General features: G+C 67.0%; 27 protein-coding genes and 1 tRNA gene. 13 read left to right on the top strand and 15 right to left on the bottom strand.

All coding sequences use genetic code 11. The features are described from left to right. Positions 1 to 44: 44 nt before the first annotated feature. Positions 45 to 671, bottom strand: coding sequence for a YceI family protein (locus Q9R14_RS15130; protein ID WP_306002914.1), 627 nt, complete (start codon positions 669 to 671; stop codon positions 45 to 47). Between the two features lie 171 nt (positions 672 to 842). On the opposite strand from Q9R14_RS15130, the gene fdxA reads away from it, so the two are divergent. Both fdxA and Q9R14_RS15120 read left to right on the top strand, forming a co-directional pair. Further along, positions 843 to 1184, top strand: coding sequence for a ferredoxin FdxA (fdxA, locus tag Q9R14_RS15125; protein ID WP_017505910.1), 342 nt, complete (start codon positions 843 to 845; stop codon positions 1182 to 1184). A gap of 300 nt (positions 1185 to 1484) precedes the next feature. Beyond that, on the top strand, positions 1485 to 2015 hold the full coding sequence (locus Q9R14_RS15120; RefSeq protein ID WP_017505911.1) for a CarD family transcriptional regulator: 531 nt from the start codon (positions 1485 to 1487) through the stop codon (positions 2013 to 2015). A gap of 72 nt (positions 2016 to 2087) precedes the next feature. Here the strand turns inward: Q9R14_RS15120 and Q9R14_RS15115 are convergent, their stop codons facing one another. Beyond that, the gene (locus Q9R14_RS15115; RefSeq protein ID WP_038294089.1) at positions 2088 to 2567 is read right to left on the bottom strand and encodes a DUF3617 family protein; all 480 of its coding nucleotides are present in this window, start codon (positions 2565 to 2567) and stop codon (positions 2088 to 2090) included. Between the two features lie 235 nt (positions 2568 to 2802). Between Q9R14_RS15115 and rpmB the strand changes: the two genes are divergently transcribed. Both rpmB and Q9R14_RS15105 read left to right on the top strand, forming a co-directional pair. Beyond that, positions 2803 to 3099, top strand: coding sequence for a 50S ribosomal protein L28 (gene rpmB / locus Q9R14_RS15110; protein WP_026108540.1), 297 nt, complete (start codon positions 2803 to 2805; stop codon positions 3097 to 3099). Positions 3100 to 3208: 109 nt separating this feature from the next. Beyond that, the gene (locus Q9R14_RS15105) at positions 3209 to 4933 is read left to right on the top strand and encodes a M1 family metallopeptidase (protein ID WP_306002913.1); all 1725 of its coding nucleotides are present in this window, start codon (positions 3209 to 3211) and stop codon (positions 4931 to 4933) included. A gap of 7 nt (positions 4934 to 4940) precedes the next feature. Here the strand turns inward: Q9R14_RS15105 and Q9R14_RS15100 are convergent, their stop codons facing one another. Next, positions 4941 to 5717, bottom strand: a complete 777-nt coding sequence (locus Q9R14_RS15100) for a transglutaminase family protein (protein WP_306002912.1) — start codon at positions 5715 to 5717, stop codon at positions 4941 to 4943. A 132-nt stretch (positions 5718 to 5849) separates the two neighbouring features. Here Q9R14_RS15100 and Q9R14_RS15095 point away from each other — a divergent pair, with 132 nt between their 5' ends. Genes Q9R14_RS15095 through Q9R14_RS15085 form a run of 3 tightly spaced genes read left to right on the top strand, consistent with a single transcriptional unit; the run spans position 5850 to position 9595 of the window. After that, positions 5850 to 6437, top strand: coding sequence for a biliverdin-producing heme oxygenase (locus Q9R14_RS15095; RefSeq protein WP_306002911.1), 588 nt, complete (start codon positions 5850 to 5852; stop codon positions 6435 to 6437). Then, positions 6434 to 8608, top strand: coding sequence for a histidine kinase dimerization/phosphoacceptor domain -containing protein (locus Q9R14_RS15090; RefSeq protein ID WP_306002910.1), 2175 nt, complete (start codon positions 6434 to 6436; stop codon positions 8606 to 8608). Before Q9R14_RS15095 ends, Q9R14_RS15090 begins: the two co-directional genes overlap by 4 nt. Before the next feature lie 57 nt (positions 8609 to 8665). Continuing rightward, entirely contained in the window at positions 8666 to 9595 is a 930-nt protein-coding gene (locus tag Q9R14_RS15085; RefSeq protein ID WP_306002909.1) for a DMT family transporter, read from the top strand. 82 nt (positions 9596 to 9677) lie between these two features. Here the strand turns inward: Q9R14_RS15085 and Q9R14_RS15080 are convergent, their stop codons facing one another. Next, positions 9678 to 9881, bottom strand: coding sequence for a cold-shock protein (locus Q9R14_RS15080; protein WP_017505920.1), 204 nt, complete (start codon positions 9879 to 9881; stop codon positions 9678 to 9680). A gap of 196 nt (positions 9882 to 10077) precedes the next feature. Further along, entirely contained in the window at positions 10078 to 10839 is a 762-nt protein-coding gene (locus Q9R14_RS15075; protein ID WP_306002908.1) for an extensin family protein, read from the bottom strand. Positions 10840 to 10941: 102 nt separating this feature from the next. Here Q9R14_RS15075 and ppk2 point away from each other — a divergent pair, with 102 nt between their 5' ends. Beyond that, positions 10942 to 11691 (top strand): polyphosphate kinase 2, encoded by a 750-nt coding sequence (gene ppk2, locus Q9R14_RS15070; RefSeq protein WP_295174452.1) that lies wholly within the window; start codon positions 10942 to 10944, stop codon positions 11689 to 11691. A 6-nt stretch (positions 11692 to 11697) separates the two neighbouring features. On the opposite strand, the gene Q9R14_RS15065 is transcribed toward ppk2, so the two are convergent. The 3 genes from Q9R14_RS15065 to tsaD are packed head-to-tail and all read right to left on the bottom strand — an operon-like array spanning position 11698 to position 14238. Beyond that, on the bottom strand, positions 11698 to 12081 hold the full coding sequence (locus Q9R14_RS15065; RefSeq protein ID WP_306002907.1) for a Rieske (2Fe-2S) protein: 384 nt from the start codon (positions 12079 to 12081) through the stop codon (positions 11698 to 11700). Further along, entirely contained in the window at positions 12074 to 13072 is a 999-nt protein-coding gene (locus tag Q9R14_RS15060; protein ID WP_306004161.1) for an NAD(P)H-dependent glycerol-3-phosphate dehydrogenase, read from the bottom strand. The genes Q9R14_RS15065 and Q9R14_RS15060 overlap by 8 nt, the downstream gene beginning before the upstream one ends. Before the next feature lie 26 nt (positions 13073 to 13098). Then, positions 13099 to 14238 carry a tRNA (adenosine(37)-N6)-threonylcarbamoyltransferase complex transferase subunit TsaD gene (tsaD, locus tag Q9R14_RS15055; protein ID WP_371929794.1) on the bottom strand — a complete coding sequence of 380 codons (1140 nt, stop codon included), beginning with the start codon at positions 14236 to 14238 and terminating at the stop codon, positions 13099 to 13101. A 46-nt stretch (positions 14239 to 14284) separates the two neighbouring features. On the opposite strand from tsaD, the gene hemC reads away from it, so the two are divergent. The 4 genes from hemC (at position 14285) to Q9R14_RS15035 (ending at position 16584) form a co-directional block, all read left to right on the top strand. Continuing rightward, the gene (hemC, locus tag Q9R14_RS15050; RefSeq protein ID WP_306002905.1) at positions 14285 to 15238 is read left to right on the top strand and encodes a hydroxymethylbilane synthase; all 954 of its coding nucleotides are present in this window, start codon (positions 14285 to 14287) and stop codon (positions 15236 to 15238) included. Next, positions 15235 to 15942, top strand: a complete 708-nt coding sequence (locus Q9R14_RS15045) for a uroporphyrinogen-III synthase (protein ID WP_306002904.1) — start codon at positions 15235 to 15237, stop codon at positions 15940 to 15942. The genes hemC and Q9R14_RS15045 overlap by 4 nt, the downstream gene beginning before the upstream one ends. Before the next feature lie 41 nt (positions 15943 to 15983). After that, positions 15984 to 16059: transfer RNA gene (locus tag Q9R14_RS15040), tRNA-Thr, on the top strand. A 171-nt stretch (positions 16060 to 16230) separates the two neighbouring features. Then, the gene (locus Q9R14_RS15035; protein WP_039246365.1) at positions 16231 to 16584 is read left to right on the top strand and encodes a helix-turn-helix domain-containing protein; all 354 of its coding nucleotides are present in this window, start codon (positions 16231 to 16233) and stop codon (positions 16582 to 16584) included. Here Q9R14_RS15035 and Q9R14_RS15030 read toward each other — a convergent pair whose 3' ends face one another. From Q9R14_RS15030 to Q9R14_RS15015, 4 genes are all read right to left on the bottom strand, one after another. After that, positions 16585 to 16953, bottom strand: a complete 369-nt coding sequence (locus tag Q9R14_RS15030) for a hypothetical protein (protein ID WP_306002903.1) — start codon at positions 16951 to 16953, stop codon at positions 16585 to 16587. It lies immediately after the preceding gene. Between the two features lie 5 nt (positions 16954 to 16958). Then, positions 16959 to 17339, bottom strand: a complete 381-nt coding sequence (locus tag Q9R14_RS15025; protein ID WP_306002902.1) for a hypothetical protein — start codon at positions 17337 to 17339, stop codon at positions 16959 to 16961. Between the two features lie 89 nt (positions 17340 to 17428). Then, positions 17429 to 17767 (bottom strand): hypothetical protein, encoded by a 339-nt coding sequence (locus Q9R14_RS15020; RefSeq protein ID WP_306002901.1) that lies wholly within the window; start codon positions 17765 to 17767, stop codon positions 17429 to 17431. A 27-nt stretch (positions 17768 to 17794) separates the two neighbouring features. Continuing rightward, on the bottom strand, positions 17795 to 18241 hold the full coding sequence (locus tag Q9R14_RS15015) for a helix-turn-helix transcriptional regulator (RefSeq protein ID WP_306002900.1): 447 nt from the start codon (positions 18239 to 18241) through the stop codon (positions 17795 to 17797). A 160-nt stretch (positions 18242 to 18401) separates the two neighbouring features. Between Q9R14_RS15015 and metK the strand changes: the two genes are divergently transcribed. Next, positions 18402 to 19607 (top strand): methionine adenosyltransferase, encoded by a 1206-nt coding sequence (gene metK, locus Q9R14_RS15010; RefSeq protein WP_295166855.1) that lies wholly within the window; start codon positions 18402 to 18404, stop codon positions 19605 to 19607. A 4-nt stretch (positions 19608 to 19611) separates the two neighbouring features. Here the strand turns inward: metK and Q9R14_RS15005 are convergent, their stop codons facing one another. The 3 genes from Q9R14_RS15005 to gpmA are packed head-to-tail and all read right to left on the bottom strand — an operon-like array spanning position 19612 to position 22272. Next, positions 19612 to 20880, bottom strand: coding sequence for a pentapeptide repeat-containing protein (locus Q9R14_RS15005; protein WP_137722504.1), 1269 nt, complete (start codon positions 20878 to 20880; stop codon positions 19612 to 19614). A gap of 52 nt (positions 20881 to 20932) precedes the next feature. After that, a complete protein-coding gene (locus Q9R14_RS15000) occupies positions 20933 to 21562 on the bottom strand; it encodes a bifunctional diaminohydroxyphosphoribosylaminopyrimidine deaminase/5-amino-6-(5-phosphoribosylamino)uracil reductase RibD (protein ID WP_306002899.1) in 630 nt (209 codons plus the stop codon). Continuing rightward, positions 21559 to 22272, bottom strand: coding sequence for a 2,3-diphosphoglycerate-dependent phosphoglycerate mutase (gpmA, locus tag Q9R14_RS14995; RefSeq protein WP_306002898.1), 714 nt, complete (start codon positions 22270 to 22272; stop codon positions 21559 to 21561). The genes Q9R14_RS15000 and gpmA overlap by 4 nt, the downstream gene beginning before the upstream one ends. Positions 22273 to 22296 lie beyond the last annotated feature (24 nt).

Here is a 22296-nt window from a genome sequence, read left to right as displayed (position 1 = left end):
AGGCCCAAAAGAACCGCCTCAAGTCGCGCGCAGCGCGGCAGGCCCTACTTCTGGATGACGAACTCGCCTTCGATGTGCAGCTTCACCTCGTCGGAGACGGCCGGCAGGGCGTAGTTGATGCCGAAGTCCGAGCGCTTGACGGTCGCTTCGCCGTCGAAGCCCGCCTTGTAGGCGCCCATGACGGTTCCGGCGCCGTTGAACTCGACCTCGATGGTGACGGGCTTGGTCACGCCTTTCAGGGTCAGATCGCCGACCACTGTCGCCTCGTTGGCGTCATCGGCGTCGACCGTGACCGAGCGAGAGACGAAGGTCGCCGTCGGATATTTAGCGGTGTCGAAGAAGTCGGCGGTCTGCAGGTGGGTCTTCAGACGATCGTCGTTGGGCGCGACGTCGGTCAGCGGGATGGTCGCGGTCAGGGTCGAGGCCGACGGGTTGGCCGGGTCCAGCTTCAGCACCGCCTTCACGTTCACGAACTGGCCCGTATAGGTCGACAGGCCGAAGTGATTGACCGACCAGGTGATCTTGCCGTGGCCGGAATCCAGATCGTAGTTTCCGGCGGTGACTTCGGCGGGGTTCTTGGTCAGAGCGGCCTGAGCCACGACCGCGCCGCCTGCGACCAGGCTGATAGCGGCCGCGCCGACGACGGCGTATTTCATGAAGGGGGTGCGCATGGGGAGTTCCTGTCGATGGGGCGGATATGCAATCAATACAGTTGCGATTAGGCGCTGTTCTGTCAAGGCGCTGCGAATGGCTCTCGCCTTAAGCCGCGCTGTTGACAGTTGGTTGCGTGGCCGCCATGTCGCAGGCCTCCCGCCCACAGACCGACACCCGTTTTTCGCCCAATGACCTACATCGTCACCGACGCCTGCGTGAAATGTAAGTTCATGGACTGCGTCGAGGTGTGTCCGGTGGACTGCTTCTACGAGGGCGAGAACTTTCTGGTGATCGCGCCGGACGAATGCATCGACTGCGGCGTGTGCGAACCGGAATGCCCGGTCGACGCGATCGTGCCGGACACCGAGGACGAGCCCGACGGCAAATGGCTTCAGGTCAACGCGGAATACGCCAAGGTCTGGCCGAACATCACCGTCAAGGGCACGCCTCCCGCCGACCGCGAGCAGTACGAGCGCGAAACCGGCAAATACGAGAAATACTTCAGCCCCAAGCCGGGCAAGGGTTCCTGATTTCAGGACTGGCGGCGCTCAAGCCTTGCCGTATTTGCACGTCCGCCCTGTGGACGTTTTGAAATTCCGCAGATTTGTGATAGGTTCTGTTTCATTGGATCGGGCGGTCCGCGAAATCTTCGCGCCGCCCGTGTTTGCGACAGAATCCCGCCCTAGACGGGATCGGCCAGAGGTTTGGTGATCCGTTTCCGCTTTTGACGCCTGACATCATCCCCTCCGACGGAGCGATCCGGCGGATGAGATCCTGTTTGCGTTTCCTGCGCCTTCGTTTCGCCCGGCCCTGACCGGGAAAGGACGATTATGACGAGCAAGACTGGTCTGGAGTTCAAGGTTGGCGACGCGGTCGTCTATCCGGCGCACGGCGTTGGCAAGGTGGCGGCGATCGAGACCCAGGAAGTCGCGGGCATGTCGCTGGAGGTCTATGTCGTGACCTTCGACCACGAGAAGATGACCCTGCGCGTCCCGACCAAGAAGGCCGTGACGGCCGGTCTGCGTTCGCTGGCCGCCGACGACGTCGTGACCAAGGCCCTGACCACCCTGAAGGGCCGCGCGCGCATCAAGCGCACCATGTGGTCACGTCGCGCCCAGGAATACGAAGCCAAGATCAACTCGGGCGACCTGATCTCCATCGCCGAAGTGGTCCGCGACCTGCACCGTGCCGACACCCAGCCGGAACAGTCGTATTCGGAGCGCCAGCTCTATGAATCGGCCCTGGACCGCATGGCGCGCGAAGTCGCCGCCGCCAACAAGATCGACAAGGACGCCGCCGTTGAGCTGCTCGCCAAGTCGCTCAGCGCCAAGAAGCCGGTCCCGACCGCCGAAGCCGCCTAAGCTTCGACCTCGAACAAAAGAAAAGGCCCCGAGCGATCCGGGGCCTTTTTTGATGCGTGTCGCAGAGCCGCGTCAGAAGTATTCGGCGTTGGCCGGGCACTGGGCGCTGATGCGGCGCGCCGTGATGCTGGCGGGGATATAGGGGGTGCCACGCACGATCTGGGCGCCGCCACGGAAGCTAAAGCTGGTTTCGGTGTAGGTGCCGTTCAGGCGAACGGCGATGCGGCGACCCTTGCGATCCTGGCAGGTTCCCTCGAAGCGGGCGTTGCCGTTGCCGACCACGCGGGTCGGATAGGTGCAACGCCATTTGTTGGTCGACAGGCCGCCGAAGAATCGGTTGATCTCGCTGGGCCGCACGCACTTTTGCTCAGTGTCGCGCTGGCCCACCGCGCTGGTGGTGTATTCCCAGTAGCCGGGCAGGACTTCGGACTGAGCCGCGGTCTGGGCCGGAGCGATAGCGGGCGAGGCCAGCATGAAGCCGCCGGCCATCACCGGGGCCAGGACGGCGAGCGCGCGCTTGGGCAGGCGATCGATCAAGGACGGACGGGACATGGAAGCCTTCTGTTCTGCTTGGGTCTCTTTTGAGGTCGTCATCATATGGGCCATACAGGGCGGCATTTGAATGACGGCTGAACGAGGCGTGGGACGATGGGTCCAGACTCGGCTTGACGCCGAACCGCCTCTTCCCTTATACGGCCCCCTCTCGCGCGGGCTGGTTCCCGCGCGCAACTGTTTCATGCGTCCTCTCCCATGCTCGGGCTGGACGCCGCACCTTAAGGATCTGACGATGTCGCGTCGTTGCGAACTCACCGGTATCGGCCCCATGGTCGGCCACAACGTGAGCCACTCGAACATCAAGACCAAGCGCCGCTTCCTGCCGTCGCTGAAGACGGTCAAGGTCACGTCGGAAGCCCTGGGCCAGACGTTCAGCCTGCGCATCTCGAACGCCGCGCTGCGCACCCTGGACTACAAGGGCGGCCTGGACGTCTTCATCGTCAAGGCTCGCGACGAGCAGCTGTCGATCGCCGCTCAGCGCATCAAGCGCCAGATTCGCGCCAAGCTGGCCGAACAAGCCGCCGCCTGATCGGCGACCGCGACATAGAGTTCTGGAAGAGGCCGGTGGAAACACCGGCCTTTTTCTTTGCGCCATTGCCCGCCCGCGCTAGCCTGTCGCCTCAGAGAGGGACGGCTTCATGCGCATCAAGATCTTGCTTTTGGCCGCAGCCAGCGCCCTGACCCTGTCGGCCTGCGCCACCGTGGCCCAGCCGGCGCCGACGCCGCGCGAGTCGACCGCCTTCACCTTGGCCACCGATCAGCCGCTGACGCCGGAACAGCAGGCGATGCAGTTCGACAAGGCCGATTTGTCGATCAAGGTCCTGCCTGACGACAAGGCCATCGACGCGGTCGCCGTGCTGGACTTCACCGCCAAGGCGCCCCTAACCGCTCTGGTCGTCGAGCTGGACACGCTGCTGACCATTTCCTCGGTCCAGATCGACGGGGTCGAGGTGGCTGTCGATCGTTGGTCCAACCCCGAAGGCCGGCTGACGGTGCAACTGCCCGAGACCCTGGCCACGGGCCGGTCGGTTTCCCTGCGCGTCGCATACGCCGGTCAGCCGCGCGTGGCGCCCCGTGCGCCGTGGGACGGCGGCTTCGTCTGGTCCACCGCGCCGTCGGGCGAGCCATGGATCGCCACGGCGGTTCAGGGCGAGGGCTGCGACATCTTCTGGCCCTGCATCGACAGCCCGCACGGCGAGCCGGCCCGCGTCGATCTGCACATCACCGTCCCATCCGAGCTGTCTGCGCCGTCCAACGGCCGCTTCCTGGGCAAGGTCGATCACGGCGATGGCTGGACCACCTGGAACTGGTCGGCGAAATCGCCCAACACCTACGCCATCGCGCTGAACGTCGGGCCCTATGAAGAGGTGTCGGGCGAGTACGCCAGCCGGTTCGGCAACACGATCCCCATGCGCTACTGGCATCTGAAATCGGACACGCCCGAACAGGTCCATGGCCTGTTCGCCCAGTTCCCCAAGATGCTGGACTTCTTCGAAGCCACCGTCGGCCCCTTCCCCTTCGGCGACGAGAAGATGGGCGTGGTCGAGACCCCGCACTTGGGCATGGAGCACCAGACGATCAATGCCTATGGCAACGGCTACAAGATCGACGGGCGCGGCTATGACTGGCTGTTGCAGCACGAGTTCGCCCACGAATGGTTCGGCAATCAGCTGACCAATCAGAACGCCGACGACATGTGGCTGCATGAAGGGCTGGGGTCGTACATGCAGCCGCTCTACGCCCGCTGGCTGCTGGGCGACCGCTATATGCAGCGCGAACTGGCCAATCAGCGCGAGGGGCTGATCAACACATATCCCGTCGTTTCAGGCACGCCCAAGACGGAAGACGAGGTCTGCAAGGGCGATGTCGGGCCGGGCCTCGACATCTACAACAAGGGCTCGTTGATCAGCCATTCGCTGCGGATGCTGATCGGCGACGCCGCTTTTCACGAGGCGATTACCCGTCTGGTCTACGGACGACCCGACCCCCGGCCGGGCAATTTCGCGCCGCTGTACCGGTCCACCGGCGACTTCCTGACGATCATCAACGACGTCACGGGCCAGGACTATGGCTGGTTCTTCCGCGGCTATCTCTACAACGCCGCCCTGCCGATGCTGACCCAGAACCGCGACGGCGGCGCGCTGAAGCTGGAGTGGACGACGGGCGACGGCGGTGTCTTACCGATGCCGCTGGAGGTCGAGATCGACGGGCGCGTTCAGACCGTGGTCATGACGGGCGGGCGCGGCCAGATCGCGGTTCCGGCCGGCGCCCACGTCCTGATCGATCCGCAGAACAAGGTGCTGCGCCAGATGGACGTGATCGACGCGCTTCAGGCCTACAAGGCGGCGCAGAAGGCGAAGTAGCGGCCGGTCAGGCCTCGGCCACCGTCACCGACTGGCGCACCATCTGACAGCGCTCCTGCGTCGTCAGGAAGGCGATGTCCGCCGCGTCGCGCCCGCAGGCGATCCGCACCAGACCCTCGACCGGCGCCAAGCCTGTCGGATCGACCAGCCACCAGCCGTTGTCCAGCCAGACCTCGAAGATGGCGTGGAAGTCGGGCGGGCTAAGTTGGTGGGCGAAGGCGCTGACCGCGCGCGCAGGAATGCCCGACGCCCGGCATAGCGTCATGCCCAGATGTGTGAAGTCGCGGCACACGCCGGCCCGGTCGATGAAGGTTCGCGCCGCCGTGGTTTCAGTGTCCGACACGCCGTGCTCGTAATCGACGTTCTCGCCGATCCAGTTCAGGATCGCCAGCACGCGCGCGCCGCCCGCCGTGTCGCCGAACTCGCGCGTCACGAAGCGGCCGAACTGGTCCGACGGGCAATAGCGGCTGGGCTGGAGATAGGGCAGGACCTCGGCGGGCAACTCGCCCCAATCATGCTGGGATACGCTGGGCGGCAGTCCCTTCAACACGCCGTTCTCGACCACCGCCTCATAGGTCAGCTTGACCTCGCCCTCGACGTGGCAGCGCAGGGTGCGGGCGCCGAAGTCGATGTCCTCGTCCTCGTGAAAATCGACCGGCGGGTCGAAGGTCAGGGTCTCTTCCAGGATGTCCTGGCCCGGCCAGTGGGCGACCTGGATCTTGTAGATGGCGTCCGTCGGCGGATCGAAACGATAGACGAGTTCGGCGCGGACGCGCAGTTTCATGAAAATCCGCCGATCAAAGGGAGATGAGAAGGTCGCTGGTGAACGCCACGCGATCCGGGCCGTTCCGTGTTGGTTCGCGCCTTCTGGCCTGTGCAAATCGACAAGACAAGACAGTGTGTTAATCTGAACCCCATGATCGCTTCCCCTGCCCTTCTCGCCCTTCGGGAAGCCACCGCCTCAGCGCACGAAACCCTGGAAGTCCAGGCCCGGATCGAGCCGCGTCTGTCGGACCCCGCCACGCGTGGGGCGACCGTGGCGGCGTTTTACCGCTTCCATGCCGGACTGGAGCCGCTCAGCCATCCGCTGACAGCGGCGTTGAACAGCGAACTGGACGCCGATTTCGAACCGCGATCACGCGCGCATGGGATCGCCCAGGACCTGACCATACTGGGCCAGCGCGTTCCCTCGCCCGCGCGTCCGGCGGCGCCCGCCTCAGCCGGCGAAGCCCTGGGATGGGTCTATGTGGCCGAAGGGTCGATGCTGGGCGGTCGGATCATTCGACGGCGGCTGGCCGCCGAGGGTCGCGATTTGGAGGGCCTCGGCTTTCTGGATCCCTATGGCGAAGAGACCGGCGCACGCTGGCGCGCCTTCATGGATTTGCTGGACCGGGCCTGCGCTAGCGGCCTTGTCACGATCGATCAGGTGGTGAAGGGCGGCATCGACGGTTTCGCCTTCGCCCACCGCACCTTGCAACCCCAGCCGCAGGAGGTCGCGGCATGACCGAGACGCTCGACCCGGCCGACACCGCGCTGAACGAGTGTGATCGCGAGCCGATCCATATTCCTCAATCGATCCAGCCGCACGGCTTCATGCTGGTGCTGGATCTGCAATCCCTGACCATTCGGCAGGGGGCGGGTGCCATCGAGGAGCTGACCGGCCGCAAGGTCTGGATGGACCGCACCGTCGCCGACGTGCTCGGCGATGTCGCCGACCGGGCCGTGCGCGCCATGGCCGCGCATCAGGAGGCCGGCTTCGCCTGTCGCTGGCGCGCGACCAATCGCCTGGAATACGACGTCGTCGTGCACCGCGCGCCCGGCACGACCGCTGGGGCGATCAACGATCTGATGATCATCGAGGTCGAGCAGAGCTCACAGCAGGCTCGGCTCGGCGTCGATCTGATCGCCAGTCTGGACGCCGCTGGCGCCGCGCTGGAACGGGCGGTGACCATCCAGACGGTGTGCGAGCGGGCGGCGGACGCCTTCCGTCGCCTGACCGGTTTCGACCGGGTGATGATCTATCGCTTCCAGGACGACGAGGCGGGTCAGGTCGTGGCCGAAAGCCGCGCCGATGGGTCCGGCTCTTTCCTGAACCACCATTTCCCCGCCACTGACATCCCCCAGCAGGCGCGCGCCCTTTATCTTCGCAACCCGGTGCGGGTCATTCCCGACAGCCGTTATACGCCCCAGCCGCTGCGCCCCATTGCGCCCGGCGAGGCGCCGCTGGACATGAGCGACAGCGGCCTGCGCTCGGTGTCGCCGATCCATCTGCAATATCTGCGCAACATGGACGTTCGGGCCTCGGCTTCCGTGTCGATCATCGTCGATGACGCCCTGTGGGGGCTGGTGGCCTGCCACAACGCCTCGCCCAAACTGCTGCCCTATGAGCTGCGCGTGGGGTGCACGGCCCTGGCGCGCAATCTGGCGCGACAGCTGAAGTCCCGAAGCGACGCCGACCTCTATCGCGAGCGCACGCGCCTGCGGCGGATGGAGGACGAACTGCTGTCGCGGCTGTCGCCGGACCGGCCGATGCGAGAGGCGCTGGGCGAAAAAGCCGACGCCCTGATGCAGTTGACCAGCGCCGCCGGTCTGGCCATCGTCAGCGAGGGCGACATCCAGACCTTCGGCCATACGCCGCCCGAAGACGGCGTGCGCGCCATCGCCGCCTGGGTCGCGGGACGGCCGGGCCTGCGCCCCGTCTCGTCGCATCACCTGTCCTCGATCCTGCCGGCCGCCGAGGCGTGGAAGACGCACGCCAGCGGGCTGCTGGCCGTGACCCTGCCTCTGGATCAGCAGGTTTCGTTGCTGTGGTTCCGCTCGGAGGTGCTGGAGACAGTGCGCTGGGCCGGCAATCCCGCAACGGCGGAGAAGACGGGCCCCAACGCCATTCTGACGCCGCGCGCCTCGTTCGAAAGCTGGTCGGACACCGTCTCGGGCCGCGCGCACCGCTGGGGCCCGGCCGCCGTCGAGTCCGCCGCGCGGCTGAGGGACGCTCTGGCCGATTATGCCGCCGTCCATCAGATCCGCCGGCTGAACCGATCGCTGCAGGATCGCCTGTCCGAGCGCGATCTGCGGCTGGAGCAGCAGCAGTATCTGATCCGCGAGGTGAACCACCGGGTACAGAACAGCCTGACGCTGGTGTCCAGCTTCCTGGGCCTTCAGGCGCGAGAACAGGCGGGCGGCTCGGCCGCGACCGCGCTGAACGAGGCGCGGCGACGGGTGCGCGCCGTGTCTGCGGTCCATAGTCGGCTGTATCTGAGCGATCAGGTCACGACCATCGACATGAGCCGCTACATCGGCGAGCTGATCGGCGATCTGGGCTCCAGCATGGGGCCGGACTGGGTTGCGGCCCTGGAGACGGACCTGGATCCCGTCTGCATCGAGCCCGGCCGCGCCATCACCATCGGCCTGATCCTGACCGAACTGATCATCAACGCCCAGAAGTACGCCTATGGCGGCAAGCCGGGCCCGCTCTGCATTCGATTCGAAGAAGACGGCGCCTTCTTCCGCATGACGGTGGAGGACGAGGGCGCCGGCGGGCATCTGGCCGGCAAGGGTTTCGGCTCGATGATGATCAAGAGCCTGGTCGGTCAGCTGGACGGAACGATCGACTATCGCGACCGCGCGCCGGGCCTCAGCGTCGTGTTGCGGGCGCGGATCGACCCGCTCGTTTAAGGCGTGGCCTGACGGCGCCTGTGGCGTCAGGTCGCAGGGCGCCGTAAGAGCCGGGCCATGTCCGCCCTGGCCTTTCGCCCCTCCTCGCGCGCCTTTGCGCTGATCGTTCTGCTGATCGCCGCCAGCGTGCTGGGCCTGGCGCCCATTCTGGTGCGGTTGACCGAGACGGGGCCGGCGGCGGCGGGCTTCTGGCGGTTCCTGTTCGCCCTGCCCCTGCTGACGATCCTGGCGACGCGCGAGCCGGGCGGCGTTGGCGCGCCGTCGAAATGGGCGCTGCTGGCGGGCCTGTTCTTCGCCCTAGACCTCAGCTTCTGGCACTACGGCATCGTCATGACCTCGGTCGCCAACGCCACGGTGCTGTGCAACCTGACGCCGGTCGTCGTGACCCTGTTCGGCTGGTTCGTGCTGAAGGAGCGGCCGCACCGACTGTTCATCCTGGCCCTCGCCCTGGCCATGGGCGGCGCCTTCGCCATGGCGGCGGGCGCGGACGGCGGACAGGGCACCAATCCGATGCTGGGCGACCTGTTTTCGCTGTCGGTGGCGGTCTGGTACTCGGGCTATTTTCTGGCGGTGCAGGCGGCGCGGCGCACGGCTGGGGCGATGCGGGTGACCTTCTGGGCGACCCTGCTGGGCGCGCCCCTGCTACTGATCGTCGCCCTGGCGCTGGGCGAGGACGTTATACCCGCCGGGCCCGCCGGCTGGGCCGCCTGCGTGGCCATGGGCGTGATGCACGTCTTCGGACAAGGCGGCGTGGCCTGGGCGCTGGGCAAACTGCCGGCCTCGGTCACGGCCGTGACCATCCTGATCCAACCGGTCGTCGCGGGCCTGCTGGGCTGGTGGATCTTCGGCGAGACCTTGACGCCCATCCAAGCCCTGGGCGGCGCCCTGGTGCTGGGCGCCATCGTCCTGGCGCAGCGGTCGCAACGCACCAAGACCGTCCAAGCCGCCGAGACCGAGCCGCAGGACGCATCAAACGGGCTCAAGTAGCGCGAAGCGCGATAGCCCACAAAGAAAACGGGCGCGGGAGAAACTCCCGCGCCCGCCTCTAAGCCTTGAAGGCTGGATCGACTTAAAGAACCTTGAGGTCGATCGCCGAAGTCTTGCCGCGCTGGTTTTCCAGCTCGTATTCGACCTTGGCGTTCTCATCGAGGCCCTGAAGTCCGGCCTTCTGAACGGCGGTGACGTGAACGAACACGTCGGAGCCGCCGCTATCGGGCTGGATGAAGCCGTAGCCCTTGGTGGGGTTGAACCACTTGACCGTGCCGGTCGCCATGTCTGCGTCTCCGTAAACGCGCTTTTCCAGGCGGATCCCTCTCGAGGTGACCCGACAGTCCATCTGGACAGCTCGTTCAGGCGAAGGAGCGAAACGCGGGTTTGGACCCCACGCGAAATCCGGACTGCAGCGATGTTGTCACCCGGCTTTTCCAGACGGTCAACAGCAAAGCGAGTCGCACTAGACGCATTCAGGCTTAACGACAGAGGCCCCGCGCCGCCCCGTCGATGTGCAGATGGTTGGCGTGGGCGGCGTTGTAGTCGGGCGTCAACACCGTCGAAAACAGCTGGCAGGCCCCGTCTCGCAAGGCGTGCAGGAAGCGGCCGCCTGGCTCGCCCGTCGGCCCGTCGCCGCGCCAGTCGTTCAGCACGCTGACGGTCCGGCCGTCCTTCAAGGTCACCGCTGCGACATCCAGCGCATTGGCCTTGGCGTGTTCGCTGGGCCTCTCGGCCTCGTCCTGCGAGCCGTAGATGCGGCGGCACGAATAGGTTCCGTAGTTGTCCACCCGAGCGGGCGCCGAGCCCAGAATGTCGCGCGAGGCCGGGCGCAGCACCTGTCGATCCCAGATGACGTAGCGGACCGCCAGCGGGCACTGCATGACGACGTCGGCGGGCGCCAGAGGCGTCACCTCGCCGCCCGTGATCCGCACCGCCCCGCGCACCACGCAGAAGCCGCCGTCGTCGCGGTCGGGCGCGCGTTCGACCTGAACCCCCGCATTGCGCAGCGCTTGCATACAGGCCTCGGTCGCGCCCTCGACAGCCTCGGGGGTGGCGGCGGTCGGCACATCGAAGGCGGCGACCTTTGCGGTGGTCGCGCGGCCCAGCGGACGATCCAGATCCAGCGGCTTCCAAGGCAGGTCCTGGGGCGGGGCAAAGGCGTTCAACAAGGCAAAGCCGGCGCAGACCAGCAGCGCCAGCTCCCACACCAGATTCCACATGTCCGCCAGATCGCGCTTCATTCGGCCCCTCGCAGGCCGGACGGGCCCGGCGCCTTAACGCCCAGCTTCGCAGTCGGCTCCCTCGCCCTTGCTCTGTGCCGCCCCTCGGCCCACTCTCTTCCCATGGGAAAGAAATCCGACGCCTATGACGCCGAGCTGGAGCAGATCCAGCTGGCCATCGTCCAGACCCAGGCCTGGAGCATCGAGCATGGCTCGCGCGTGGTCATCGTGCTGGAGGGGCGCGACACCGCCGGCAAGGACGGCGCGATCAAGCGCCTGACTGAACATATGTCGCCGCGCCAGACCCGCGTCATCGCCCTGCCCAAGCCCAGCGACCGCGAGACCAGCCAGTGGTATTTCCAGCGCTATGTCCCGCACCTGCCGGCGGCGGGCGAGACGGTGATCTTCAACCGGTCCTGGTACAACCGCGCCGGGGTCGAGCCGGTCATGGGCTATTGCACGCCCGAGCAGTACGCCCAGTTCATGACGGACGCCCCGCGCTTCGAGCGGATGCTGACGGACGACGGGATCATCCTGATCAAGATCTGGCTGGACATCTCGCGCAAGGAGCAGGCGAAGCGGCTGAAGGAACGCCGCGAGGATCCCTTGAAGAAGTTCAAGCTGTCGTCGCTGGACGCCGAGGCCGAGGCGCGGTTCGACGCCTATTCCGACGCCCGCGACCGGATGCTGGACGAGACCGACCGCGACTATGCGCCCTGGACCGTCGTCGCCACCGACGACAAGAAGACGGCGCGCCTGAACATCGGCCGCTACATCCTGTCGGTGCTGAGCCACACCAGCATCGACATCAAGAAACCGGATCCCGACGTCGTGTTCAGCGCCGGCAAGGCCAAGGGGAGATTGGCGCGCTGAAGCGCCTCAGGCCGTTCTGACGATCCCGCCAGAGGCCGCCACCGGCCAGGACGTCAGCCGCCCGCCCGCGCAGGGGCCGCCCTTGCATTCGCCGGTCAGCGGCTCGAACACCGCCCCGTGCCAGCCGCACAGGATCAGCGCGCCGTCCGGCGTCAGATAACGGTCGATCTCCATGGCGATCGGAAAGCCGGCGTGCGGGCAGCGATCGACCCAGCCCGCGACCTGACCGTCCTTCCGGACCACGAAACCGTGAAAGAAGGCCTCGCCGATCTGCAACACGAACCCGCGCGAGCCGGGATCGGCGATGTCGCCCTCGGCGCACAGGGCCACGCCCGGCGGCGTCTTCCAGACCCTTTTGCGCTCGGCCGGCGCCTCGGCCGCTTCAGACACGTTCGGCCTTCAGCGGGCGCGACAGCAAACCATCGATCAGACCATCGACATCGATCTCGCCCGCCAATAGGGCCGCGACCCCTTCGGAGATCGGGATTTCCACGCCCAGACGCGCGGCCAGTTCGCGCACCGCCGGCGCGCTCTCATAGCCTTCGGCCACCGACCGCTTGCCGGCCAGGGCCTGCTCGACCGTCTGTCCCTGACCCAGGGCCAGACCCAGGCTCATGTTGCGCGACTGGGGGCTGGAACAAGTCAGAACCAGGTCGCCGAGACCGCAGAGGCCCGCCACCGTCTCGGCCTGGCCGCCCATGGCGACAGCGAGACGGGTCATTTCCGCAAAGCCGCGCGTGATCAGGGCGGCGTGTGCGCTGCGTCCCAACTGACGCCCCTCGGAGATGCCGCAGGCGATGGCCAGCACGTTCTTCAGCGCGCCGCCCGCCTCGGCGCCCACCAGATCGGTCGCCAGATAGGGTCGGAAGCCCGGCGCCGACAGGGTGTTCAGCAGGGCCTCGCCCAGCGTCTGATCCGCACAGGCCAGGGTCACGGCGGTCGGCAGGCCGCGCGACACCTCGCCCGCGAAACTGGGACCGGAGAGGACGGCGGCGGGGGCGTCCGGCAGGGTCTCGGCCAGCACCTCGGTCATCAGCTTCATCGTGCCGCGCTCGACCCCCTTGGAGCAAAGCACCACCGGCACGCCGGCGCGATAGTGGGGCGCAAACGCCGTCAGCGTCGCGCGCATGTGCTGGGCCGGCGGCACGGCCAGGATCACGTCGCAGTCGCCCAGATCAGCCAGATCGGCGGTGAATTTCAGTTCGTCGGCCAGCGGCACGCCGGGCAGATACAGGTCATTGGCCCGCGTCGCCCGCATCGTCTCGACCAACTGCTGCTCGCGCGCCTGCAAGGTCGTGTCCAGACCGGCGCGAACGCAGACCTGCGCCAGAGCCGTGCCCCACGCGCCCGCGCCGATGACCCCTGCCGTGCGGAATTCCATACGCCCTCCCGAGGCTTGTTTATCGTTCACGCCTTGGCGCCTTTACGGCCCGGCTTGTGCGAAGGATCGGACAGGGCGCGCGCTTCGTCCAGCGGCCATCGCGGCCGGGCGACGACGTCAATGTCGCTGGTCAGGCCCAACGCCAGCCGCTCGGCCCCGGCCAGGGCGATCATCGCCGCATTGTCGGTGCAATAGGCCATCGGCGGCGCCAGGAAGTCGAAGCCATGTTTCGCCGCCGTCGCCTGCAAGGTCGCGCGGATGGTCTTGTTGGCCGCAACGCCCCCCGCGACAACGAAGAGCTTGTGGTCATGCGTCTCTGCATAGGCGGCCAGCGCCCGTTCCGACCGATCCGACAGCTGGCGCGCGATGGCGTTTTGCACCGCGTCGGCCAGATCGGCCTTGTCCTGCTCGGTCTCGCACGTCTGGGCGATGCGGAAGGCCGCCGTCTTCAGACCCGAGAACGAAAAGTCGCAATCCTTGCGGCCCAGAAGGGCACGCGGCAGATCGATCCTGGACCCGTCGCCCTGCATGGCCAGCCGCTCCAGCGCCGGCCCGCCCGGATAACCCAGGCCCAGGGCCTTGGCGATCTTGTCGAAGGCCTCGCCGGCCGCGTCGTCGATGGTGGCGCCGATCCGGCTCATGTCGCCGACGCCGCGCACCTCCAGAAGCTGGCAGTGTCCGCCCGAGACCAGCAAAAGCAGAAAGGGATAGGCCACCTCCGCCCCCAGCCGGGCCGACACCGCATGGCCCTCAAGATGGTTGACCGCCACCAGCGGCAGGCCGCGCGCCAGCGCCGCCGCCTTGCCGAAACTGAGGCCCACCATCACCCCGCCGACCAGACCCGGCCCGGCCGTCGCCGCGATCCCGTCCAGCCCGTCATAGTCCATATCGGCCTCAGCCATCGCGCGCCGCGTGACCTCGTCGATCATCTCGACGTGGCTGCGCGCCGCGATTTCTGGCACCACGCCGCCATAGGCCGCATGGTCGTCGATCTGGCTGTGAACGACCGAGGACAGCACCTCCGCCCGACCATCCGTCAGGCGCACGACCGAGGCGGCGGTCTCGTCGCAACTGGTCTCCAGGCCCAGCACCGTCAGCGGACCGGGACGAGGGAGGACATCCCGTCCAGTTGCTGACTTGGCGCCGCTGCTATAGTCGGCGGACATCTCCATCGGGTCGAGGTAGCGACCCGGCGACCGGTGCGCAACGCTCATGACCTTTCCTCTCCGCATCGGCACCCGGCGCTCCAAGCTGGCGCTCGCCCAATCCGGCATGATGCAGCGCGCCATCGGCCGCGCCCTGAACGTGCCCGAGGCCGAGATCGAGACGGCCGTTCCCCTGGTCGAGATCGTCACCACCGGCGACCGCATCCAGGATCGCCGCCTGCTGGAAGTCGGCGGCAAGGCGCTGTTCACCAAGGAGATCGAGGAGGCCCTGCTGGCCGGCCGGATCGACATCGCCATCCATTCGATGAAGGACGTCCCCGCCGAACAACCCGAAGGCCTATGCATCGCCGCCATCCCCGAACGCGAGGACGCCCGCGACGCCTTCATCAGCCGCGACTTCGACAGCTTCGACACCCTGCCCTTCGGCGCGCGCCTGGGCACCGCCAGCCTGCGTCGCCAGGCCCAGGCGCTGGCCCTGCGGCCGGACCTGAAGGTCGAGATGCTGCGCGGAAATATCGACACCCGGCTGCGCCGCGCGGCCGATGGCGACTTCGACGCCATCCTTCTGGCCGTCTCGGGCATGACGCGCCTGGGCGTGACCGAACACATCCGCGAGAAGCTGTCGCTGGACGCCTTTTTGCCCGCGCCGGGCCAGGGCGCCCTGGCGATCCAGACCCGCGCCGCCGACATGGACTCAGACTGGGTCGCCGCCCTGAACCACCCCGAGACCGCCCTGTGCATCGCCGCCGAGCGCGGCGCCATGACGGCGCTGGAAGGATCGTGCCGCACCGCCGTCGGCGCCTATGCCCGCATCGAACACGGCACCCTGCACCTGACCACGGAAATGCTCAGCCCGAACGGCTCCGCCCGCTGGCGCCGCGTTGGCGATCTTTTCCAGCCGAACGAAGCTGACGCCCGCGCTCTGGGCCAACGCTTGGGCGGCGAGGTGCATGCCTCGGCCGGCGATCAGGAAATCGATCCCGCGACCCTGGACGGATGAGTGTCGCACCGAAACGCGTCTGGATCACCCGCGCCGAACCGGGCGCCGCGCGCACCGCCGCCCGCCTGCGCGACATGGGGTTCGAACCGATCGTCGCGCCCCTGCTGGCGATCGAGAATCTGACGCCGCCGGTTCCTGATCTGGCGCCGTTCGCCGCCCTGGCCTTCACCAGCGTCAACGGCGTCTCAGCCTTCGCCGCCCTAACGCCCGGCCGCGACCTGCCGGTCTTCGCCGTCGGCGATGCAACCGCCCAGGCCGCCCACGATGCGGGCTTCGCCGATGTCCGCTCCGCCGCGGGCGACCTGCACGCCCTCGCCCGTCTGATCGCCGGCGCTGTGGCCAACGCCGATGTCCTGGTCCCTCAAGCGGAAACTCCCGCCGGCGATTTCACCGCCGCCCTCGCCGCCGCCGGCGCCCGCAACGTCTCGATCCAGTCGCTGACGGTGTATCGCGCCATCGAAACGTCAGCCGCAGCGCCCGCGTTGTTCGACGCCAGTCTGATCCACTCCCCCCGCGCCGGACACGCCCTCGCCAAACGTGGTCATAACGCCCTGGCGCACGCGGTCCTCGCCTGCATCTCTCCCGCCGCCGCGGCCCCGCTCATCGGGCTGGGCCTGACGCCCGTTGTGGCAAAATCGCCCGACGAGACCTCATTGCTCACGATCTTGAACGCAGCGCTTGGCAAGCGCGATCCGGCCGTATAAACACCCCGTCTCGCGCGGACAGCTTCGTCCGTCGCAACCGGGCCGCTTTAGCTCAGCCGGTAGAGCACATCATTCGTAATGATGGGGTCAGGTGTTCGAGTCACCTAAGCGGCACCACTTCTCCGAGCGCGATTCGCGCGGGAGGCGGCGTCTGGATCGCCGAAATATATCCTCAAGGTTGAATCGTCAGCTATGGCGCACGTAGCAATCCCTAGCTGAGCAGCTTTGGCTTGACGGGATCGGTGTTTTGGGGCCATGGCGCCGCATTATCTATGCCCGCAGGCCGACATGAACGACGCAGTTGATCCCGTAGACATCGCCATCGGCGGACGCATCCGCACCCGTCGTGAGGAACTGCGCATCACCCAGGCGCAGCTGGCCGCCGGCGCGGGCGTGACCTTCCAGCAGATCCAGAAGTACGAGCGGGGCGTGAACCGCGTCTCGGCCGCCCGTCTGCTGCAGATCGCTTCGGTGCTGAAATCGACCGGCGCAGCCCTGTTGGGCGAACTTGAAACGGCCGAGGGCGACGAACTGGCTTTGGCCGCACCCGGCGTCGCTGAACTGCTGGCGGCTTTCCGCGGCATCAAGGACGCCGCTCAACGCGACGCCCTTCTGACCGTGGCCAAGGGCCTGCGCGGCTGATCAGGCCCGGTTGCTGGCGCTTTTCAGCAACTGCTCAACCTCATCGCGATGGTGGGCTCCGTCGAGAGCCGCGCCTGCCAACCACGACTGGATGGCATCCAGCGCGCGCGCATCGCGGCCGTCCGAACGACCGGCGTCGGACAGGCTCTGGCGGATGATCTCGATCATGCAGACCGCTTCGACGGCCGAGGTCGGGGCGTGATCGAGAAGCGTGGTTTCCGCCGCTTCCATCGGCGCCAAATCCAGTTCGACGAGCAGATTCTCGCCGCTGGCGGACAGCGATGACGATCCGACCTGTTTCGCGAGATTGGCCGTTTCCAGCCACGAGCGGAAAAGCGGCATGAAGGCGGTTGCGGTTTGGGTGTTCATGACATTCAGACTTTCTGCAGCGCCCGGATCGATCCGGGCGCTGATTTGGGACGGGCGTAGGGGGCGCATTGGGCCTCCCAGACGCCGAAGAGGGCGAGAAGCAGGAGCTCGAACCAGACGACCATTCGGGTCGATACGATCGACCACAGCAGAGCGTCGGAACCGGCGATGCCGGCCAGATGGGTCGAAACCGCGATGAGCTGGGCGCCGGCCGCGAGAAGCAGCCACCATCGGTCGTAACGGAGCGCCAGACCGACCAGCAGACAGAACATGGACACCGACAGGATCGCCACCCCCCACCGGAAATGCCCGATGAACAGGTGATCGACCAATGGCGTGCCCCAGTTGAGGACGACCAGAGCGACCAAGGCGATCCGCTCCGGCATACGACCCTACCAGAGCAGAAGGGCCATGACGCCGTAGGTCAGACCCACCAGAAACAAGGACAGCGGCGACCCCATTCCGATGGCCGCGATCAAGCGGCGACGGCGAGAACCGGGGCGAACCCAGTGGGTTTGACCGTCTTGTCTTCTTGCGCGCCATCCATATGCCAACCGACCTGATGGTCGTCGGCGACCTGGGCCAGTTCGCAGTGACTGGCGATGACGGCGCTACGAACCTCGGCCATTTGGCTTAGGCCGCGCACCATATTGGCCAGCGCTTCCTGTCCAACCTCGGCCGCCAGACGCGCCTCGACCCGACCTTGCAACGCGGTCTGAACCAAGCGACTGATCTCGATCATCGCCTGATCGACGGCGTGTTCTGCGGTTCTGACCTGCCGCGCCACGCGGACGCCGACGTGCATGTTCTTCATTGGCTCACCTTCCTTCAAGCCGTTTGGTCAGCGCATTTCAGCGGGAGCAAGCCGGTCGAAAAGGGATGGAACCACCATGCCCGCCGTCACGATCCCGATGGCGAACAGAAGGGCGATGGCGGCCCCGGCGACGATGATCCCCACTCTCGCCAGAGCGCCCCGAGGAGGCGCAGGCAGAAGCCAGGATGTCGTTGGGTCGGAAACCGCATCGCCCGACTGTTCGGCCGACGTGGGATCATTGAGCGCATCGGGGCCTGCGCCGGGAATGAGTATTGACGCCTCTGAGTAGCCAATACTCAGTCGCCGGGCCGCCAGCTTGCGGTCCGAAACGCCAAGTTTGGCATAGGCGCGATGCAGATGGTTGCCGACCGTGCGCGGCGAGATGCGCAGGCGCGCAGCGATTTCCTTGTCCTCCAGACCTTGGCCGGCCAGGCGGACGCATTCGCTTTCTCTCGTCGTCAGGCCGTCAGGCATGGGGACCCCCTTGAAGCCTGTTTACCCTAAAATGAGGGGGAGTCAGCCGATATGCTTACGCCGCGAAGCAGTTTCTGGCGGCTGGGCGCCGCGTCAGATCACTTGAACATATAAGCATATCTTTATATGCCTGTCGGTCTGACACTGACAGGAGCCTCTCTTGGCCGCTCGTTCTTCCTTCCTCTTCACCTCGGAAAGCGTTTCCGAAGGCCACCCCGACAAGGTCGCGGACCGCATCTCGGACACCGTCGTGGACGCCTTCCTGGCCAAGGATCCCGAGGCGCGCGTGGCGTGCGAGACCCTGGTGACGACCCAGCGCATCGTGCTGGCCGGCGAGGTTCGCGCCACCCAGCCGGGCAACACCAAGGAACAGAATGAGGCCTTCACCCAGAGCATCATCGACAGCCTGGAGCCGCTGGTTCGCGCCGCGGTCAAGGACATCGGCTATGAGCAGGAGGGCTTCCACTGGGAGACGGCAGACTATTCCTGCTTCCTGCACGCCCAATCGGCCGATATCGCCGTCGGGGTCGACTCGACCAATGAGAAGGACGAGGGCGCGGGCGATCAGGGCATCATGTTTGGCTATGCGTCGAACGAGACGCCGGAGCTGATGCCGGCGACCCTCCAGTACAGCCACAACATCCTGAAGCGCCTGGCCGAGGTTCGTCACGCCGGCGGCTCGCAACTTGAGCCCGACGCCAAGAGCCAGGTCACGATCGAATACGAGGACGGCAAGCCGGTCCGCGCCACCTCGATCGTTCTGTCGACCCAGCACGCCAAGGGCTTGAGCTCCGAACAGGTCGCCGAGATCGTCAAACCCTATATCCTCGAAGTGCTGCCGGAGGGCTTCACCGACGAGAACACCGTCTGGCACATCAACCCGACCGGCATCTTCGAGATCGGCGGACCGGACGGCGACGCCGGCCTGACCGGCCGCAAGATCATCGTCGACACCTACGGCGGCGCGGCGCCCCACGGCGGCGGCGCCTTCTCGGGCAAGGATCCGACCAAGGTGGACCGTTCGGCCGCCTACGCGTGCCGCTATCTGGCCAAGAACGTCGTCGCCGCCGGTCTGGCCGACCGCTGCACGATCCAGATTTCCTACGCCATCGGCGTGGCCAAGCCCCAATCGATCCACGTCGATCTGCACGGCACCGGCAAAATCTCCGAAGCGGTGCTGGAAGACAAGATTCTGGACCTGATCGGCGGCGCCACGCCGCGTGCGATCCGCCAGCACCTGGGCCTGAACAAGCCCATCTACGCCCGCACGACCGCCTATGGTCACTTCGGCCGTGAGCCGGACGCAGACGGCGGTTTCAGCTGGGAAAAGACCGATCTGGTCGATCAGCTCAAGGCACTGGCCTAAGGCTTCAAGCGGCCTGATCGATGGTCAGGCCGCGAACACCCGCCAGATTGGCGTCGGTCAGGTCGGCCTGACGGGTCTGGGCGCCGTGCAGCGTTGCACGGCCCAGATCGGCGCCGGCCAGGACGGCGCGCTTCAGGTCGGCGCCCGACAGGTCCGCGCCGCGGAGCACGGCCCCCGTCAGATCCGCAGGCATCAGCCGGTCGGCGGCGATCAGAAGCGGGCCCAGTTGCGCCTCGCGCATGTCCGCTCCGTTCAGTCGCGCGCCCCGCAGACGCGCCCCGCGCAGATCGGCGCGACGAAGTTTGGCCGAGCGCAGGTCGGCGTTGTCGAGCTGGGCGCCCTGCAACTGCACCCCCTCCATATCAAGGCCGTAGAAGACCGCGCCCTTGGCCGACAGGGCCGTCAGGTTCAGGCCCGTGATCGACTTCAGCGGACGCAGATCGACACCGTTGAAGACCGACGGTTGACCCTCAGCGCCGCCGGTCTCGCACCAGCGCGCGTGTTCGCGCAGCATCTCGGCGGCGGGCATCTTTTCCACGGACTCGCAGGACGACTTGTTGTCGGTCAGGGCGCCCTGCATGTCGGCGCCGTCGGCGCGCCACATGGTCGTCTTGCAGCCCACCAGAATGGCGTCGCGCAGGTCCGCGCCCGACAGGTCCGCCCCTGACAGATCCGCGCCGGCGAGGTCGGCCCCGCGGAAATCCGCCTGTTTCAGATTGGCCCGCACCAGCTTGCAGTCCTTCATCACCGCGCCGGAGAAGTCGGCCTTCACAGCAATGACGCCGGCCATCTTGGAGCGTTGAAGATTGGCGCCGGCCAGGCAGGCCCCGCTGGCCTCGGTCTCGTCGCGGTGGCGCGGTTCGATGACCTTGAAGCCCAGTCTGGCGTCGGCGGCCGCGATGGTGCCCTCGCGCAGGTCGGCCTCGAACAGATCGGCGCCCGACAGGTCCGCCCCGCGCAGACAGGCGCCGCGCAGGTCGGAACGGCGCAGACTGGCCTCGGCCAGGATCGCGTCCTGCATGTCCGCGCCGAAGAAGTTGGCGTTGTCCAGCTTGGCCCCGGTCAGATCGCAGCCTTCCAAACAGGCGGCGGCGAAATCGGCATCGGCCAGATTGCGGCCTTTCAGGCTGAGGCCCGACAGGTCCATCCAGGCGAAGACGGCGCGCGCGCCGCCGGGTCGGGCCTGGAACAGCCGATCGTGCCGGGCGCAGATGACGTCCAGCTCCGCCTGCGTCAGGCGCTTTCTCACGAGGGGTTCAGCGGCGAGGGCCATCGGAACACATTACGCGCCCTGACTTAAGAAACCTTTGAACGGCGAAGCCGCCTCAGGCGGTCAGCAGCCCCTGGGCCTGAAGGGCCTCGGCCAGCTCGCCCGGCCCGGTCCACAGCCGCGTATAGCCCGCTTCGCCCAGCCGCTTCAGCTCGGTGACAAGATCGGCCTTGGGCGAGGCGACGAAACGGCCGTCGAAGCCCGAGCCATCCTCGCTGATGCGCACCATCGGGCGGCCGGTTTCCAGCCGGTGCAGGAAGCCTTCGCACAGGGCCGCGCCCTCTTCGCACATCAGGCCGGTTTCAACGGTCAACCCTTGCGCGCGCAGGCGCTCGGTGCCGCGTCCGGCCGCAAACGGCGACGGATCCATACAGGCGATCACGACCCGCGCCACGCCCGCCTCGGTCAGGAAGTGGGCGCAGGACTTGCGACCCGACGACCGCGCGCCGCAGGGTTCCAGCGTGACATAGACGGTCGAACCGACGACATCCGCGCCGGCGGCGGGCACGGCCTGCTCCTCGGCATGGGGACGACCGCCCGGCGCGGTGGCGGCCTGGGCGATGACCCGGCCGTCCTTGACGATGACGCAGCCGACCGCCGGATTGGGCCAGGTCTCGCCCATGCGGCCGGTCGCCAGGGCGATCGCCTGGGCCATGAAGGCCTGGTCGGCTTCGCTCCAGCTCATGATGCGGTCGGCAATGTCTCGGCGCGAGCGGCGTCGAGGTAGCGGGCGGCGGTGGGCTTCAGATCCGCGTCCAGATCGATCTCCAGCGGATTGCCCGTGGGGATTTCGACGCCGACGATCTGATCGTCAGGCACGCCGAACAGCAGTTTGACGATGGCGCGCAGGGAGTTGCCGTGGGCGGCGATCAGCACGTCCTCGCCCGCCCTCAGACGCGGCGCGATCTCGGCGTCCCAATAGGGCTTCACCCGGTCCAGCGTGGTCTTCAGGCTTTCGGTGTCGGGAATGGCCTTGCCGGCGTAGCGGGGATCGGCGTTGAAATCGAACTCGCCGCCGGGCGCCAGCGGAGGCGGCGGCACGTCGTAGCTGCGGCGCCAGATCTTGACCTGGTCCTCGCCGTGCTTCTGGGCCGTCTCGGCCTTGTTCAGCCCCGTCAGACCGCCATAGTGCCGCTCGTTCAGCCGCCAGTCCTCGATCACCGGCACGTCGGTCAGGCCCGCCGCCTGCAACGCCAGGGCGCCCGTGCGCTGGGCGCGCGTCAGGACCGAGGTGAACATCACCGCCGGCTTGAACCCGGCCTCGGCGATCAGTTCGCCGCCGCGACGCGCCTGGGCCTCCCCCTCCGCCGTCAGATCGACATCGACCCAGCCGGTGAAGCGGTTCTCGAGGTTCCACTGGCTCTGGCCGTGGCGGAGCAGGATCAGGCGCGGCATTCGGTCGGTCCTTCGAAATACGGC

This window comes from Brevundimonas sp. C43, assembly GCF_030732185.1.
GTDB classification, from domain to species: Bacteria; Pseudomonadota; Alphaproteobacteria; order Caulobacterales; family Caulobacteraceae; genus Brevundimonas; species Brevundimonas diminuta_C.
The sequence above is the reverse complement of the archived record's forward strand: the minus strand, read 5'-3'. Positions and strand labels throughout refer to the sequence as shown.

Bases quoted from the DNA above. Each gene is read 5' to 3' on its own strand.
- Q9R14_RS15130 (WP_306002914.1), bottom strand. From the start codon at position 671: ATGCGCACCCCCTTCATGAAATACGCCGTCGTCGGCGCGGCCGCTATC.
- fdxA (WP_017505910.1), top strand. From the start codon at position 843: ATGACCTACATCGTCACCGACGCCTGCGTGAAATGTAAGTTCATGGAC.
- Q9R14_RS15120 (WP_017505911.1), top strand. From the start codon at position 1,485: ATGACGAGCAAGACTGGTCTGGAGTTCAAGGTTGGCGACGCGGTCGTC.
- Q9R14_RS15115 (WP_038294089.1), bottom strand. From the start codon at position 2,567: ATGTCCCGTCCGTCCTTGATCGATCGCCTGCCCAAGCGCGCGCTCGCC.
- rpmB (WP_026108540.1), top strand. From the start codon at position 2,803: ATGTCGCGTCGTTGCGAACTCACCGGTATCGGCCCCATGGTCGGCCAC.
- Q9R14_RS15105 (WP_306002913.1), top strand. From the start codon at position 3,209: ATGCGCATCAAGATCTTGCTTTTGGCCGCAGCCAGCGCCCTGACCCTG.
- Q9R14_RS15100 (WP_306002912.1), bottom strand. From the start codon at position 5,717: ATGAAACTGCGCGTCCGCGCCGAACTCGTCTATCGTTTCGATCCGCCG.
- Q9R14_RS15095 (WP_306002911.1), top strand. From the start codon at position 5,850: ATGATCGCTTCCCCTGCCCTTCTCGCCCTTCGGGAAGCCACCGCCTCA.
- Q9R14_RS15090 (WP_306002910.1), top strand. From the start codon at position 6,434: ATGACCGAGACGCTCGACCCGGCCGACACCGCGCTGAACGAGTGTGAT.
- Q9R14_RS15085 (WP_306002909.1), top strand. From the start codon at position 8,666: ATGTCCGCCCTGGCCTTTCGCCCCTCCTCGCGCGCCTTTGCGCTGATC.
- Q9R14_RS15080 (WP_017505920.1), bottom strand. From the start codon at position 9,881: ATGGCGACCGGCACGGTCAAGTGGTTCAACCCCACCAAGGGCTACGGC.
- Q9R14_RS15075 (WP_306002908.1), bottom strand. From the start codon at position 10,839: ATGAAGCGCGATCTGGCGGACATGTGGAATCTGGTGTGGGAGCTGGCG.
- ppk2 (WP_295174452.1), top strand. From the start codon at position 10,942: ATGGGAAAGAAATCCGACGCCTATGACGCCGAGCTGGAGCAGATCCAG.
- Q9R14_RS15060 (WP_306004161.1), bottom strand. From the start codon at position 13,072: ATGGAATTCCGCACGGCAGGGGTCATCGGCGCGGGCGCGTGGGGCACG.
- tsaD (WP_371929794.1), bottom strand. From the start codon at position 14,238: ATGTCCGCCGACTATAGCAGCGGCGCCAAGTCAGCAACTGGACGGGAT.
- hemC (WP_306002905.1), top strand. From the start codon at position 14,285: ATGACCTTTCCTCTCCGCATCGGCACCCGGCGCTCCAAGCTGGCGCTC.
- Q9R14_RS15045 (WP_306002904.1), top strand. From the start codon at position 15,235: ATGAGTGTCGCACCGAAACGCGTCTGGATCACCCGCGCCGAACCGGGC.
- Q9R14_RS15035 (WP_039246365.1), top strand. From the start codon at position 16,231: ATGAACGACGCAGTTGATCCCGTAGACATCGCCATCGGCGGACGCATC.
- Q9R14_RS15030 (WP_306002903.1), bottom strand. From the start codon at position 16,953: ATGAACACCCAAACCGCAACCGCCTTCATGCCGCTTTTCCGCTCGTGG.
- Q9R14_RS15025 (WP_306002902.1), bottom strand. From the start codon at position 17,339: ATGCCGGAGCGGATCGCCTTGGTCGCTCTGGTCGTCCTCAACTGGGGC.
- Q9R14_RS15020 (WP_306002901.1), bottom strand. From the start codon at position 17,767: ATGAAGAACATGCACGTCGGCGTCCGCGTGGCGCGGCAGGTCAGAACC.
- Q9R14_RS15015 (WP_306002900.1), bottom strand. From the start codon at position 18,241: ATGCCTGACGGCCTGACGACGAGAGAAAGCGAATGCGTCCGCCTGGCC.
- Q9R14_RS15005 (WP_137722504.1), bottom strand. From the start codon at position 20,880: ATGGCCCTCGCCGCTGAACCCCTCGTGAGAAAGCGCCTGACGCAGGCG.
- Q9R14_RS15000 (WP_306002899.1), bottom strand. From the start codon at position 21,562: ATGAGCTGGAGCGAAGCCGACCAGGCCTTCATGGCCCAGGCGATCGCC.
- gpmA (WP_306002898.1), bottom strand. From the start codon at position 22,272: ATGCCGCGCCTGATCCTGCTCCGCCACGGCCAGAGCCAGTGGAACCTC.